Source organism: Candidatus Limimorpha sp., from assembly GCF_056203535.1.
In genome coordinates this window covers 1-14487 of record NZ_JBADWU010000003.1, presented here as the reverse complement: position 1 = coordinate 14487, position 14487 = coordinate 1, and the positions used below count along the sequence as shown (strand labels likewise).

Annotated in this window: 20 protein-coding genes; 12 read left to right on the top strand and 8 right to left on the bottom strand. The window is 48.4% G+C overall.

The window, feature by feature from the left end:
• The first annotated feature begins 54 nt into the window (after window positions 1–54).
• The gene (locus AC06MN_RS00295; RefSeq protein ID WP_475670354.1) at window positions 55–1434 is read left to right on the top strand and encodes an ATP-binding protein; all 1380 of its coding nucleotides are present in this window, start codon (window positions 55–57) and stop codon (window positions 1432–1434) included.
• A gap of 277 nt (window positions 1435–1711) precedes the next feature.
• Here AC06MN_RS00295 and AC06MN_RS00290 read toward each other — a convergent pair whose 3' ends face one another.
• The 3 genes from AC06MN_RS00290 to AC06MN_RS00280 form a co-directional block, all read right to left on the bottom strand.
• Window positions 1712–2116, bottom strand: a complete 405-nt coding sequence (locus tag AC06MN_RS00290) for a hypothetical protein (RefSeq protein WP_475670353.1) — start codon at window positions 2114–2116, stop codon at window positions 1712–1714.
• On the bottom strand, window positions 2113–2568 hold the full coding sequence (locus AC06MN_RS00285; protein WP_475670352.1) for a hypothetical protein: 456 nt from the start codon (window positions 2566–2568) through the stop codon (window positions 2113–2115). Before AC06MN_RS00285 ends, AC06MN_RS00290 begins: the two co-directional genes overlap by 4 nt.
• Window positions 2569–2772: 204 nt before the next feature.
• Window positions 2773–3516 (bottom strand): CHC2 zinc finger domain-containing protein, encoded by a 744-nt coding sequence (locus AC06MN_RS00280; RefSeq protein WP_475670351.1) that lies wholly within the window; start codon window positions 3514–3516, stop codon window positions 2773–2775.
• Window positions 3517–3666: 150 nt separating this feature from the next.
• Between AC06MN_RS00280 and AC06MN_RS00275 the strand changes: the two genes are divergently transcribed.
• Window positions 3667–4050, top strand: a complete 384-nt coding sequence (locus AC06MN_RS00275; RefSeq protein WP_475670350.1) for a four helix bundle protein — start codon at window positions 3667–3669, stop codon at window positions 4048–4050.
• Window positions 4051–4074: 24 nt separating this feature from the next.
• On the opposite strand, the gene AC06MN_RS00270 is transcribed toward AC06MN_RS00275, so the two are convergent.
• Window positions 4075–5442, bottom strand: coding sequence for a DUF3987 domain-containing protein (locus AC06MN_RS00270; protein WP_475670349.1), 1368 nt, complete (start codon window positions 5440–5442; stop codon window positions 4075–4077).
• Between the two features lie 18 nt (window positions 5443–5460).
• Here AC06MN_RS00270 and AC06MN_RS00265 point away from each other — a divergent pair, with 18 nt between their 5' ends.
• Window positions 5461–5844 carry a four helix bundle protein gene (locus AC06MN_RS00265; RefSeq protein ID WP_475670355.1) on the top strand — a complete coding sequence of 128 codons (384 nt, stop codon included), beginning with the start codon at window positions 5461–5463 and terminating at the stop codon, window positions 5842–5844.
• Between the two features lie 43 nt (window positions 5845–5887).
• Here the strand turns inward: AC06MN_RS00265 and AC06MN_RS00260 are convergent, their stop codons facing one another.
• From AC06MN_RS00260 to AC06MN_RS00250, 3 genes are all read right to left on the bottom strand, one after another.
• Window positions 5888–6199 carry a hypothetical protein gene (locus AC06MN_RS00260; protein ID WP_475670348.1) on the bottom strand — a complete coding sequence of 104 codons (312 nt, stop codon included), beginning with the start codon at window positions 6197–6199 and terminating at the stop codon, window positions 5888–5890.
• 2 nt (window positions 6200–6201) lie between these two features.
• On the bottom strand, window positions 6202–6483 hold the full coding sequence (locus AC06MN_RS00255; protein WP_475670347.1) for a hypothetical protein: 282 nt from the start codon (window positions 6481–6483) through the stop codon (window positions 6202–6204).
• A gap of 244 nt (window positions 6484–6727) precedes the next feature.
• Entirely contained in the window at window positions 6728–6988 is a 261-nt protein-coding gene (locus AC06MN_RS00250; RefSeq protein ID WP_475670346.1) for a hypothetical protein, read from the bottom strand.
• Between the two features lie 3 nt (window positions 6989–6991).
• Between AC06MN_RS00250 and AC06MN_RS00245 the strand changes: the two genes are divergently transcribed.
• Together AC06MN_RS00245 and AC06MN_RS00240 are read left to right on the top strand one after the other, a co-directional pair.
• The gene (locus AC06MN_RS00245; RefSeq protein WP_475670345.1) at window positions 6992–7309 is read left to right on the top strand and encodes a hypothetical protein; all 318 of its coding nucleotides are present in this window, start codon (window positions 6992–6994) and stop codon (window positions 7307–7309) included.
• A gap of 4 nt (window positions 7310–7313) precedes the next feature.
• The gene (locus AC06MN_RS00240) at window positions 7314–7475 is read left to right on the top strand and encodes a hypothetical protein (RefSeq protein WP_475670344.1); all 162 of its coding nucleotides are present in this window, start codon (window positions 7314–7316) and stop codon (window positions 7473–7475) included.
• A gap of 40 nt (window positions 7476–7515) precedes the next feature.
• On the opposite strand, the gene AC06MN_RS00235 is transcribed toward AC06MN_RS00240, so the two are convergent.
• Window positions 7516–7866: a hypothetical protein gene (locus tag AC06MN_RS00235; RefSeq protein WP_475670343.1), complete on the bottom strand. Its 351-nt coding sequence runs from the start codon at window positions 7864–7866 to the stop codon at window positions 7516–7518.
• Between the two features lie 679 nt (window positions 7867–8545).
• Here AC06MN_RS00235 and AC06MN_RS00230 point away from each other — a divergent pair.
• The 7 genes from AC06MN_RS00230 to AC06MN_RS00200 form a co-directional block, all read left to right on the top strand.
• The gene (locus tag AC06MN_RS00230) at window positions 8546–8701 is read left to right on the top strand and encodes a hypothetical protein (RefSeq protein WP_475670342.1); all 156 of its coding nucleotides are present in this window, start codon (window positions 8546–8548) and stop codon (window positions 8699–8701) included.
• A 255-nt stretch (window positions 8702–8956) separates the two neighbouring features.
• A complete protein-coding gene (locus AC06MN_RS00225) occupies window positions 8957–10048 on the top strand; it encodes an InlB B-repeat-containing protein (RefSeq protein ID WP_475670341.1) in 1092 nt (363 codons plus the stop codon).
• A gap of 72 nt (window positions 10049–10120) precedes the next feature.
• Complete coding sequence (locus tag AC06MN_RS00220; RefSeq protein ID WP_475670340.1) at window positions 10121–10345, top strand: hypothetical protein; 225 nt, start codon at window positions 10121–10123, stop codon at window positions 10343–10345.
• Window positions 10346–10570: 225 nt separating this feature from the next.
• On the top strand, window positions 10571–11941 hold the full coding sequence (locus tag AC06MN_RS00215; protein ID WP_475670339.1) for an ATP-binding protein: 1371 nt from the start codon (window positions 10571–10573) through the stop codon (window positions 11939–11941).
• A gap of 226 nt (window positions 11942–12167) precedes the next feature.
• Complete coding sequence (locus tag AC06MN_RS00210) at window positions 12168–13427, top strand: ATP-binding protein (protein ID WP_475670338.1); 1260 nt, start codon at window positions 12168–12170, stop codon at window positions 13425–13427.
• 146 nt (window positions 13428–13573) lie between these two features.
• Window positions 13574–13702 (top strand): hypothetical protein, encoded by a 129-nt coding sequence (locus AC06MN_RS00205; RefSeq protein WP_475670337.1) that lies wholly within the window; start codon window positions 13574–13576, stop codon window positions 13700–13702.
• A 128-nt stretch (window positions 13703–13830) separates the two neighbouring features.
• A partial coding sequence (locus AC06MN_RS00200) for a DegT/DnrJ/EryC1/StrS family aminotransferase (RefSeq protein WP_475670336.1) occupies window positions 13831–14487 on the top strand: 657 nt, incomplete at its 3' end.

Below are 14487 nucleotides of genomic sequence, written 5' to 3'. Positions count from 1 at the left end.
TTTATACATATAAATCTGTTGTTTTTGTAGATTTGCAAAAAATGATGTATCGATATGTTGGATTTGATATCTGAGTGTACTGCATACGACTTCAAGAGTATGCTTGAGGAGAGAAGACCTAAGAGCTGGCTGAAGAGTGTAAGTGCTTTTGCCAATGGATTGGGCGGTTCTCTTTTCTTTGGCATCGAAGACGATGGTACGATTCGTGGGCTGGATAACATCCAGTATGTGAGTGAGGTCATAAGCTCTCAGATTCGTGACAGGATGGATCCGCTGCCTTCGGTTGAGCTTGTCCCAAGAGATGTGAATGGCATGAAGGTGCTGGAGCTGATGGTGAAGGCTGGTGGTTACACCCCATACTATTATGTGGGAGACAATCAGAGGATTGCGTTTGTGAGAGTGGGTAACGAAAGTATGCCGGCTACGGACGAACAGATGATGAGGCTTGTGCTGAAGGGAACAAATCGTTCGTTTGATTCCATTCATACGGCTTACAGTCTTCAGGATTTCACTTTCATTATGCTTGCCAATACGTACAGGCAGCGGCTGGACTTGCCCTGGGACAAGAAATATGTCAAGTCGTTTGGGCTGGTGACAGAAGAGGGGTGTCTGACGAATGCAGGAGCTTTGTTTGCAGACGAGTGTCCTTTGTCTCAGTCGAGACTGTATTGCACGCGATGGAATGGAGTTGAGAAGGACGATGCCATCAATGATGCAGAGTATCATGGTAATATATTGCTTCTTTTGCGTGAGGCACTGAATTTCGTGAAGTCCAATACCCGAAATGGTTGGGAGAAACTTCCAGACGGGAGGAAAAACAAACATGAATATGCTGAAAGGGCTGTTCTTGAGGCTCTTGTAAACCATTTCATTCACAGAGACTATACTGTTATGGGTAGTGAGGTTCATCTGGATATCTATGATGACAGGTTGACTCTGACTTCTCCTGGCGGTATGTATAGCGGTCTGATGATTCAGGATCTGGACATTCGTGAGGTTCCCTCCGACAGAAGGAATCCTGTATTGGCTGATGTGATGGCTCAATTGGACTATATGGAGAAGAGGGGCAGTGGGTTGAAGAGGATATGTAATGCCACAAAAGGACTGGAAGGATATAAGGAGGAACTTTGTCCAGTATTCAAATCTACAGCAAGTCACTTCATGACTACCATTTATGCTGTGAAGGAGAGACAAACTGATGTCATGTATGATGTCACGTATGGTGACAGGTATGATGTGATGGCTCAACTTTCTGAACGTCAACGTGCTATAGTGAGTTTCGTCAAACTTAATCCTAAGGTGACGGCAGCTGAAATGGCACGTATGCTTCATGTATCCGAGCGTACCATCAGGCGTGACATTTCCGAGATGGGACATATCCTGCATCACGAGGGCGATAGGAATGATGGAGTGTGGGTTTTTGGTAATGTGTAGTGTGTAGTGTGTAGTGTGGGTTGTTGGGTACACGAATGATTAATAAGAAGCTGTTTTGATTTGTTCGATAGGGATTTGCATTAGATTTTCGAGCATATTTTTCTTGTTTTGCGACGAAGAATAGTGCGAGGAGTGAAACGAGGAAAAGATGCCGGAAAGATATGCAAATCGCATCGAAATGACATACAGTATAATTATCATTGTAAGAAATCAAAACAGCTTCTAAACACTAAACACTAAACACTAAACACTAAACGTTCTGCATAAAATCATTTTCTTAAGGTTTAAGTTTTAGCACGCAGAATACGCAGAATACACAAAATAGAATGATGCAGATCCAGAAGGTGGCTTTATAGACCTTGGGGATGTAACGCTCGGTTTTGACGACCTCGACTTCTCGGATTATGGGAATGGTGTCAATCTGGGTGCGATAGACTGTATCACGAATGAGCTTGTATTTGTACTCATACTGTATGTCCTTCATATAAATCGTGTCCCGCGAACGGTCGGTGAGATGATCCTGAAAGACATAAATCGAGTCGTACTGGACATTACTCAGGTAGAGAGTGTCGCGCGAGACTTCACGAACCACCTGAATCTGACGAAGACTGCTGCAAGCAGCAGTTACGAAAACGATAACGATGACGATGACGATGACGATGATGAATTGTAACTTCTTCATGCCAGTGCGGGATTGGGAGTTGCGGAATAGTCGGTGAGCCAGTGGCGGATGGGGCGGCAAGGCTGGCAGCAGCGGTCGCTGATGATGAAGTCCATCTGTTCGCCACGGGCAGTACACTTGCTGAAACGGTCCATCAGACGCTCGTAATCTTTGGTGGCCTTATAGACGGCTCCCGGGATGAGGGGCGTGCCGATGGCGATGATATGGTCTTTGCGACTGCCTATGTAGGAGTGGCTGATGCCGATGCGCCAGCCTGTAGATTTGCCGTCGGGATGAAAGATTACGAGCGACTGTTTACGTTCGGACTTCTTGACAATGCGCAGGATGTAACGGCCTGCGGGAAGCATACAGTCGGTAGCCTCGACTGTGGAGGTTTGGCGGTCAAAGTTGACCTCAAGTTCGCCTTCTGTGTAGAGGGCATTGGTGCGTTTGCGAATGAGTGTTATTTCCATATATATTTCAGATAGTAGTCACTGTAGTCCTTGCAGTCGGAAGGCAGGGAGTGACGGGTTAATGTTGAGTGTTGAGAGTTTAGTGTTGAGTGGGTTTCCAAGAACTGTTTCAACTGGAGAAAGAGTTTCTCTCCGGGGATGTCGGCATCGGGGAACATGTGAAGGTTGAGTGTTGAGTGTTGAGAGTTGAGTGTTGAGAGAATCTCAAGGTCCTTTGGTTTCAGCAAGGTGGCGGAGGGGATGGCGATGGCTTTGTGACCACTGGAAAGGAGACTCCAGCAGTCGGAACAGCCTTCGGCTATCCAAAGTTCTTCTCCCGGTTTGAGGAGTTTCAGCACCGGCAGATTGTAGATGTGGCAGTTGCTGCCGTATGGAAAGCGGAACCTCGGAACGTTGAGTGTTGAGTGTTGAGGGCGTGAGGTTGCGCCACTGGACTCCGGTGAGTTTGCCGTCGATGTCGAAGAAGGGTATCTGGAGCCAAGGGATGCCGTTTCGGTCGGTATAGCTGGTGAGGCGGCACCAACGGACTACACGAGGGTCGATGTGACGCTGCTCAAAAAGAAACTCTCCCGCAGCCTGATTGATGAATGGCCTGTCGAAGAACCTGCGATACTTCTCGGGGGTGAATGTTGAGCGTTGAGTGTTGAGCGTTGAGTGTTGTTCGGCAGGCTTCCACTCGGAAAGAATCACGTTATGCTCATTGGCAAGCCACTGGCAGGTTTCAACGAAGTTGCGCCCCAGAACGTGCATCGCAAGGTCGATGACTCCACCGTGGGCATCGCATACGAAACACTTGTAGGTATTGCGGCTTACGCTGAAGGAAAGAGACGGATGGCTGTCGTCGTGAAAAGGACAGAGACTCTTGTGGCGCTCCACCTTGAGCCCGAGCCTTTCGGCTACGGACTCGATAGGTAGGCTTCTCAATTTGTCAATTTCGAATTGCATCATGATGGTTTATGGTTTATGGACTTAGGTTTAAGGCGTATGGACATTTCGTTTTGTCCATTAACCTTTAACTCTGAACCATTAACCTTCAAAAGAACGGGTTTAGGGTTTATGGACGATAGTATTAATAGAGTCATAAGTAGGTAATTGAAAATGGAAAATCAGGAAATATTCAACTATAAGAAACTGGTTGCATATCAGCGTGCAAAGGTTTTGGTTAAGGTGGTTTATGGGTTGCTTAAGAAGTTTCCCAAAGAGGAGCAGTATGCGCTTTGTGATCAGTTGAGACGAGCTGCTGTATCAGTCACATCAAATATTGCTGAAGGAACAAATCGTACGTCCTATCCAGACAAGGTGCATTTCCTTGAAATGAGCTATGGCTCTTTGATGGAAGTCCATAGTCAAATGGATGTCTCATGTGATTTGGGTTACATTACACCAGAAGAGCTTTCGCATATAGAGGATATTATTATCTCCATATCAAAACCACTAAGTGGTCTTCGCTCAAAATTCCAAGAACAATTCCATAAACCATAAACCTTTAACCATAAACCTTCAAGACTAGTAGTTTTTGGTGTACAACTCTACCTGTCTGTCAGGCTGGTGAATAAGTCTGGCACGTTTCCACTTGCTGATGAATACACGTGCGGGAGTGGAGAGACTGAGCTTGACGATGGTTTCGCGAAGCTGGTCACGGGTGAAGTTCTCGGGCAACATATCATAGAGCGTTACCTTTGGGCCCTCGTCGGATTCGGTGTGAGACTGCATCTCTTCGAATCGTTTGCCCCAACGGCTGAGAAGACCTTCGAGGGTGTAGGAAGCCATAAAACGATAGAACCGGATGATGTGTTTACGAATCTGAGCCGTAGCCGTGGAGTCGTCTTCGCTGATACCGAGTTCGTTGCACCAGAGGTGATAGCAGAGAGTTGCCATACGGAAGGCAGATACGCTGGAACGCTTGTAGAAACAGTTGAGTGCGCGACTGCCGGTCTTGAGCACCTGCTGACGCTGATCGCTGCACCAGAGACGTATCTCGTCGTCTATCCAGTCCATCGGCACTTCGTGCACGGGCTGAAGTGAGCCTTCGTCGGTGTAGGTCTCACGCATCAGTCGGTCAACGGTTGCTCCTATGGTCTGCTGCTGCTCGGGAGTGATGACCTGAAAGACAGGCGCATCGTCGCCCATAAGGTCGCCCAGGTCGGCAATGACGTGACGGGTCACGTTGCCGCCCTCGATGGAACGGCGGTCCATATATTCGTCGAGAGCCGCCGGTGTGGAACAGTAGAGCGAGCACCAGATGATATCGACCATTGCACAGTAGGATTCGCTGCTGTTGGTGTCGGTGGAGAAGGAGGCTCCGATGTCGTAGGCCAGTCGGCCGATGGTGCGAAGGTCGGAATAGGCCTTCTTGTTGCCCTCGGACATTGTGGAGAGTTCTTCGGAGAAAAGCATGAATGCCAGCGGTTCGCCATATTTGCGGATGAACATATCGGCACGCTTGACGAGTTTTGCTCGGGTGATGTTCTGGATGCAGCGGACGTCGGTGATGGGCTCCTCGGGAAGGGGCTTATTCTTGGCACTGGTCTTCTTGAGTTCGTTGTAGGCCTGTTCCTGACGGCGGAGTTCCTGGTCGCGAAGCAGCAGGGGTGCCATCAGATTCTTGACTATTGGGCGGGTGAACGATTTTCCGTCGCCCGGGTTTCCCACAATGATGACTTGCAGCAGGAGGGCGTGAAGGTCGTTGTCATAGACATATCGTGCACGAAGGCGTGTGCCCAAGGCACAGAGGCAGGTGATGGCGGTGAGAATGGCCGGAATGCGGAAATTCTCGGGAGCAGCTTCGAAGTAGATGCGAAGCGCTGGAGGAAGGTCAGCAGCACTCAATGTTGAGTGTTGAGCGTTGAATGTTGAGTGATTATTTTTTGACATATAGATTCTTTTTAGAATATAAGTTCATTTAATTTCGAGACTCTGAATGCTTATAAGTACGCACGTGCTTTAGTGAAGAGTGTTTACATATTGATTCGCAAACTTCCTCGTGAAGAGCAGTATGCTCTGGGCGATCAGTTGAGAAGGGCTGTTGTTTCAGTACCGTCCAACATTGCCGAAGGAATGGGCAGATTATCGTTGAAAGAGCAATACCATTTTGTGGAAATCAGTTATGGATCTCTTATGGAGGTTCTTTGTCAACTTACTCTGGCTAACGATCTTGGCTATATTACAGAAGAGGAACTTCTACAAGAACGTCAGCACATCGAAGATGTAGCAAAGCTCTTATCTGGCTTACGCACATCAATTGACAAGCGCCTCACCACCAACACTAAACACTAAACACTAAACACTAAACACTAAACACTAAACACTAAACATTCACTTATTCGATAATCTTGAGTGCGTTGATGACTTCTGAATAGACTCCGAAGGCGTACTTATCGTGGTCAAGAACTTCGGACATCGTCTTAAGATGAAGCTGGTACCGGCCATTCTGCATTCTGACCATAGATAAGTAATTGCCATCGAACAGCCTTGGGTTCCTTGGGGCGCGTCCCTTGCGGATGGCCTCTTCGAAGCGGAATCCTTCGGGGGTGCGGGAGATAATGCCTGTCGGGCAGTTGTCGCTGGTAATCTCTTCTGTCTGCTGGAGAACGCAGGTCAGGCTGGTGTTTTCGTACTGTTTGCGATTCATAATCAAAGTGTGTTGAGTGGATAAATGAATTTGCGGTCGTCGGGGTTGGAGCCCTTGGGTTCGTCGTTGTGGATGACGTACATGAAGACCACACCGAGAGTGTAGGTGACAGGAGGCTCGGGAATACCTGTTTCGAGGTAGTCGACCAGAGCCGTGCAGAGTTCGATCTGAGCCTTGGGCTTAAGGATGCGCAGGATGGGCTTGAGGAAGGCCTGCTGCTGAGGGTTGAGATACTGAAAGAGGTCTGACTGAACAGACGGAGGATAAAAAATGTTTTCTGCCATATTCAATAATTTTTTGGCGTTGGCGGGAGCGATATGCTTCCCGTCAGTCCCGTGCCTTTTTGATGGGGTCGGTGACCGGAATACGCCAAAAGGGCGGCAATTGTCGGGGAAATGGTCGGGAAAGGATTAGGTTAGAGATTAAAGCTGAGAGCTCAGGGGGTTGGTTATTAAATTGTTGCAAAAAAATCGGGCATCCCGAGAGATTTCCCTAAATGCCCGAAATTACGTGCAGAGTTGTTACTGATTAACGTTGGTTTCCGTGCTTGTTGTGGAGCTGGATGTCCTGATGGTCGTAGGGGTCGTAGGCATCGCCATAACCCGAAGAATCAGTGTAGTCGTCGTCACGGAAGCGGCTTCCGCTCAGTGATTCTGTCTCGACTGAACGGCTGCGGCGGCCAAGGGCAGTCTTCATCGTGTGGATGTAGCCCTTGACAACGGGTTCTGCCTGCTGGTTGTAAGGGTCTCCGTGGTCGAGATTGGTGAGCGGATGGCCTTCGGAATCCACAAAATGTCCCTCAAGAATATGTGCGAGGGTGTATCCCTGATGAAGATCCACGAGCTCCTCGACGATGAGCTGGCAGAAGAGATAGACGAGGGTGCTCTTGCCGTACTTGCCGCTCCAGATGATGCGGCAGTCGTTGGGGGTATTGGCAAAAAGTTCGAGAAATTCGTCTTCGGTGGTGCGGGAGTCAATCCATCCGTCATCCACCAGAGCCTTATACAGGAGTGTGAGATGACCGTCAACAATTCCGTTCTTGCGGAAGGTCATTACGGTAAGAGCCTTGGGCTCGGACTTGGGAGCCTTCCGGACTTTGCTCACTTCTGAAAGCTTGGGACGTGAAGTGCGCTTGCGCTTCGGCTTTTCGGCTGGTTCGGGTGAGACGGGAACAGTGGTGGCAGGATTCTGCGTGACATTGGCTCCGGGCATTGCGAAGATGCAGCCCGTGATGGGACCGAAAAACTGCTGGCAGCCGCTGTTGTGCTGCTCGTGAATGTAGTGGGGCTTGCCCACAGGCATAGTAGTGTTGTCCATCATGCTGCAATCTTTTTGCGGGAACGGGTTTCCCCGGTCTCAGGTGAATAGAATGATGAATCGCTGATGCGCCCCAGGAACTGCTGACAGTCATAGTTGTAATGAATGTCGCCACGGCGGTTCTGGTTGTAGGCAAGGTCGTAGAGATAGTCGGCACAGATGCAGACATCCTCCTTGCGGCACGATGTGTGGAGAGCAACCTGAGTGATGAAGTTGGAAAGGAACTTCAGTTCAGACGGGTTGCACAAACGGTCGGCATACTGGAGCATGTCGGCCAAAGAAATCTGGTGCGAGAGGCGGTCTGCCGCCTTGGCACACTGTTGCGGTAAAAATTCGCTGGTTTCCCTCATTGGCAAAAACAGTTTTAGAAGCTGTTTTGATTTGTTCGATAGGGATTTGCATTATATTTTCGAGCAGATTTTTCTTGTTTTGCGACGAAGAATAGTGGACTATTTGAGGAGTGAAACGGGAAAAAGATGCCGGAAAGATATGCAAATCGCATCGAAATGACATGCAATATAATTATCATTGTAAGAAATCAAAACAGCTTCTTAGTTAGACATTAATCAGCCGGTCTTGATGTTGCCGGCTAGTTTAACGTCAACTGAAACTGTTGCAGCGGAGATTCCGCCTCTGAGAGAAAATGTATGATATGCCATTGATTTGCGTTTTTATCTCGTTCTACACTTTTCCCTATATCAAGCCGTGTGCCAATTGGATTTTTTGTGCCTTTTGTGCCAAAATGACGTTAACTGTTAACGCGTAACTGACACCGAGTGGCAGTTGGGAGGATTCGGGGTTATTCATAGATATAATGATATTATGTTTTAATTTTATATATAAGGTTCGCGCATACGCAGGTGTGCGTGAGGAAACGGAATTTTTGTGAGTTTTGAGGTAACAGTAAACATTTTCGGTTGTTAACTGTTAACCTGAAACTGGCTTGATTTTTCAATATTGCTTTTCTCTAAGAGGCAATGTTTCAATTATAGGGAAACGGGTGTTTGCATATAGGGAATAATCCGTTTGATGGCAAATATAGTCGTACCTTTGCATCGTGGTTCAAGACAGAACCATACGCAGCTAAAAGGCTCTGTCCGTGTCAGTTCGGGCAGCAGCTCCGAAGCAAGGTCGTACCAAGGTCGCCGCAGCTCCGCTATTTCTCCGTTTCAGAACGGACAATGAACGGACAAAGAACGGAGGGGCAGTTTCCGGGGATGGACCATGCGGGGGAGATGAGGCCGACTGAGGAGCCTGACAGTTGCGGATTGTTGAACTAAAAACGATTTTCCTATTATGGCAATATTGAAAGGACTTATCCGACGTATGTCGGGCTCGGCTGGAGACTTTACTTTCAGCCAGAATCAGGGACGCACGATTGTCTCTGAAAAGATTACCTCAACTACCGACCGCAAGACTGCGGCTCAGCAGAGGGTACGTATGAGGTGGGGCAACATCATCCAGATGTACAAGGGCATTATGCCTCTGCTCCAGAATGGTTTTGAGAACAAGGCGGTGGGCGTGAGCGACTACAATATGTTCGTGAAGCTGAATATGCAGCACGTGCCCGTGTATCTGACCAAGAGCGAGGTGGCAGGTGGTGCCTGCATCGTGGCTCCTTACACCATCACCCAGGGTTCGCTGCCCGCTATCGTGGTGACGGAGGTTGGCGGACGCGACGTTACTGACATCGCACTGGGCTCGCTGGCGATTGATGCTTCCACCACTATTGCGGAGTTTGCGAATGCGGTGGTGCAGAACAACCCGAACTATGACTATGGCGACCAGATTTCGTTCTACGATGTGGAGCAGCTGGTGAATGCCGCTACGGGTCTGCCTTACGGTGTGTTTAAGGCGTGCTATGTGGTTTTAGACAAGAGCAATACGACCCCGCTTCTGGGGCAGGTGATTGCCGATGCGTTCAGCGAGGTGAACGGGAAGCTTGCACACGAGGTTGCGGTGGGCGACAGGGCTTACTGCTGGGTACACTCGCGTAAGAGTGGCGGCAAGACCAAGGTCAGTACCCAGACGCTCATTAACCACAATGCATTGCTGGCCAGCTATATTGACGACTCTGCCTATCGGGGTGCCGTGAACAGCTACGGCGGTTCGAAGAAGGTGTTCCTTACTCCGGATATGGAGCTGACTTACGGAACAGGTTCCGGAAACGGAAGTGGAAACAACGATGACGATGACCAGGATTCGGGGAACACTCCTGCACCTAAGAAGACGGTGGCGCTCAGCGTCAGTCCTTCAGGCTCAGGTTCAGTGACCGGTGGCGGTCAGTATGACTCAGGTTCTTCGGTGAACATCAAGGCAACCCCTGCATTCGGTTATCACTTCGTGAAGTGGTCTGACGGCAGCACCGATGCAAACCGCAAGCTGAACGTCCTGAACAGCGACATCACCCTCCAGGCAATCTTTGCCGCTGACGCTACTTCGGGAGGTGACGACGAGGAAAACGAAAACGAAAACCCTGGTGGTGGAACTGGTGAAGGAGGCGACGAAGAAGGCGGAGCACCGATGTCCTGAGTTTAAGGTTAGAGGTTAGAGAAATTCTTCCGACACCACAGCCCTAACCCCTAACCCCTAACCTTTTAGAGTATGAAGACCTTCTATGTTACGCTGTTTATCAGCATAGCTCTGATTGTAGGAGGTTTCATTGTTCCTCCTACGGGCGAGATTGACGGCTCGGTACTGACGGCAGTGGGACTGCTCCTGATGTTCGCAGTAGTGGAAAAGATTCCCGAAGCCATCGCCGCCGGAAAATCAGTCAAGATCAAGAAAGGTGATACCTCACTTGAGGTCATCTCCAAGAACGAAAACTAAAACGAAAACTCTTTTTGAGCATACCCCAAGTGTTTATCGCTTGAGGTGTGCTTTTTGACATAACGAAAACGAAAACTGGAGCATCGGTTAACAATCGTTAATGTGTAAAGAAATTTCCTCTAAAATATCTTCTGTGTCGGGAAAAAGTTGTACTTTTGCAAACTGAAATATAATTATGGTGTTAAAACATAATGTTTGTAAAGCATAATAAAATTCAAGTTGAGTATGAAGTTTGTAGATAGAACGGCAGAACAGGCGAGGTTCGAAAAATTGCTCTCGAAAAGGGAACCGGGGTTTGCAATTGTCAGAGGTCGCAGACGTGTCGGCAAGTCAACGCTCATCAAGAAAATCCTGACAGATGGGGATATCTATTTCGAGGCGGACAGGACGGATGCTGCCACACAGATGGCAAACTTCTGTTATGTGGCATCCCACGTGTTTGAGGGGTTTGCCGATGCCGAGTACAAGAACTGGCGGTCGCTTCTTACGGCATTGAACCATAGGGCAACCGAAAAATTCACCGTCTGCCTTGACGAGTTCCCCTATCTCGTGGAAAGTGATCCGTCACTCCCTTCAATAATCCAGACGCTTCTTGACTCGGAGAGTCTGAAATACAACATCATACTGTGCGGTTCTTCTCAGACTATGATGTACGACCTCACCCACGATGAGGCATCGCCTTTGTTCGGAAGAAAAGAGGCCGATTTCAACATCAGGCCAATCAGGCTTCCTTATCTGCAGGAGGCTTTGGGACTGGATGATGTGGAGACGATTGAGAACTATGCGATATGGGGAGGCATACCAAGGTATTGGAAGCTTCGCGAGGGTTCATCCTCCCTCAGAGAGGCGATTGACGAGCATGTGCTTTCTTCTTTTGGAGCTTTGTACGAGGAACCGCAACATCTTTTCAGGGACGATTTCAGAGATATTGTCAAGACGGCTACCATCATGACGATTGTGGGTGGTGGTGCTACGAGGCTCAAGGAGATTGCGGCAAAGTGCAACGAGCCTGCCACCAATCTCTCAAGGCCGCTTTCGAAGCTGATAGACCTGGGTTATCTCGAAAAGGACATCCCTTTCGGAGTGTCCGCCAAGGACAGCAAGAAAAGTCTGTATCGCATAGCTGACCCATTCCTGTATTTTCATTATAAGTTCGTGCCGGCGAATAGGTCATTCATTGAACTGGAGCGGACGCAGCTGATAGACAAATTGTTGAGCCAAAGGCTGCCGGAGCTGACGGGATATTGGTGGGAACGGCTTTGTCGTGATGCCGTAACAGGGAACACTATCGGAGGAGTCACTTACTCCGAGGCCAGGAGATGGTGGGGACAAGTGCTTGTGGATGGTGAATACAGGGAGGTGGAGCTGGATGTCGTTGCGGAATCGTTGGATAAAAAGCATATCCTGATTGGTGAATGCAAATGGACTTCGGGCGAGAACGGGCGTCTTCTCACCAACGAGCTGAAGAAGATTGCTCCTTATCTTCCTTTCGTCAAGGACAAGAAGATAGAGATTGTGCTTTTCACAAAGACCATCCCGAATGACGATGTCGGCAATGTCCTGCTTCCGCAGGATGTCATAAGGCTGTGCCGTTAGGAGGGCAACGATAACGATGAATGAGATAAAGTCTTTGTATCGTAGAACTCTGTTCGTATCGTAACGTAGTGTATCGTTATTAAGCTTATGGCTTAGAGCTGAGAGAGGTTGGTTAAGAATCGTTAAAGTGTAAAGAAAATTCCTAGAAATATCTTCCGTGTCGGGGAAATAGTTTTAATTTTGCAATGAAAAATTGTATAATGTTACAAGTATTTAAAATAGAACTATGATTTTTGAGCGCAGGACATACCTTAAACAGCTGTTGGACGGCAGTAGGAATGATATGGTGAAAATAGTGACGGGAATCCGTAGGTGCGGAAAGTCTTTCTTGCTGTTTAACCTGTTCAGGACTTATCTGTTGGAGCATGGGACGGATGAAAGACATATCATCTGTCTTTCGTTAGATGACCGTAAGAACAGACGCCTTCTGAATCCCGATGTGCTTCTTGACTATATAGACGAGCTTAACCCTGATGACGGTCAGACGACATACGTTATTCTTGACGAGGTGCAGTTGGTGGAAGATTTTGTGGGTGTGATGCTCAGCCTGATGCACATGCGAAATGTGCAGGCATACGTGTCGGGGTCGAACTCAAGGTTTCTCTCGACTGATGTGGTTACGGAATTTCGCGGACGTGGCTGGGAGATACGTGTGCACCCGCTGAGCTTTGCTGAAGTGTATGAGGCAAAGGGAGGTGACATGTCGCAACTGTTGATGGAATATTACCGCTATGGCGGCTTGCCGCAGGTGGTGCTGATGGAATCCAATGAGGAGAAAGAGGCATACCTGAAAGGGCTGTGCGAAACAATCTACCTTAGAGATGTGGTAGAGCACAACCACCTGAGAAATCCAGAGGGGATGCGTACGCTTCTGCAGGTGCTCGCCTCGGCTATTGGCTCATCTACTAATGGCAAACGCATTGCCGATACTTTTGCTTCGGAACTGAACGTGAAAATCACTCAGCCTACTGTCGTTGAATATCTACGACATTTGGAAGATGCTTTCATCATTGCCGAAGCTCAGCGCTACGATGTGAAGGGACGCAAGTATATCGGTACGCAGAACAAGTATTACTTTGAGGACTTGGGCGTGAGAAACGCTTTGCTGAATTTCAGACAGGTGGAAGAGACGCACGCCATGGAGAATACGCTGTATAATGAACTGCGAAGAAGGCGATACTCAGTGGATGTAGGGGTTGTCGAGACCATGAAACGCAACGGTGAAGGACGCCAGCAGAGGGTGCAACTGGAAGTGGATTTTGTGGTGAACAAGGCTTCGGTAAGAATCTATATCCAGTCTGCCCTGTCAATGCCGGATTATGAGAAGGAACAGCAGGAGCAGGCTTCACTCCTGAATATCAATGATGCGTTCAAGAAGGTGATTATCGTGGGAGGTTATCACATACCACACTACAACGAGAATGGTGTATTGATAACAGGCCTCTTTGACTTCCTGATGGATGAGAATGGACTGGAGAAAGCTTAGAGCTTAGAGTTGTTGGTTAGCAATCGTTAATGTGTAAAGAAAATTCCTAGAAATATCTTCCGTGTCGGGAAAAAGCTGTAATTTTGCATTGAAAAAATATCGGTGAGTCACAACTAAATTTGCAGTGAGAAAAGGTGGTTTGAGACATGATTATAGAACGTAAGAAATATCTGGACCAATTGATGGCAAAACGCTGGAACGGTAAGGTGAAAATTATTACTGGCATCATCCCATTCCTGCTTAGTGGCGTGATGGAAGAGTTGGTGGAGAGATAAAGGTTCGAGTTGGTTGACAATCGCTAATCCGTAAAAGTTTAACTTGAAATGTTACAGATTACGAATCGGTTGGTTGCAGTTAGATTGTAGAGAATCATTGATAAAATAAGAAAAAAATCATATAAGTAATGGACAAACCATCCAAGAGGATTTTTCTGTGTCTTGCTCACATGAGCGAGGAAGGTGTGGAACAAAAGTATATCAAGAAAGCCTTTGATGACAATTACGTGGCACCGCTCGGACCTAACGTGAATCAATTCGAGGCGGAGCTTGAGGCGTTCGTGGGTGAGAACAAGCGCGTCGTGGCTCTGTCCTGCGGGACGGCTGCGGTGCATCTGGCTCTCATCAACTGCGGCGTGAAGGCTGGCGACGAGGTGCTGGTGCAGAGCTTCACCTTCTGCGCGTCGTCGCACCCAATCACATATCTCGGCGCAAAGCCGGTGTTCGTGGGGTCGGAGCCTGAGACATGGAATATGGACCCGGAGTTGTTAGAGGCTGCCATCATCGACCGTAAGGCGAAGACGGACAAGTACCCGAAGGCTATCATTCCGGTGGCGTTGTATGGTATGCCGTATGATTGCGAAAAAATCATGGCAATTGCCGACAAATACGGGATTCCGGTGATTGAGGATGCTGCGGAGGGCTTCGGCTCGAAGTACAAAGGTCAAGTGTTGGGAACTTTCGGTAAGTATGGCGTATTGTCGTTCAACGGCAACAAGATGATTACCACTTCGGGCGGTGGTGCGTTGATTGCCGGCAGTGACGAGGAGTGGCGCGAGGTGATG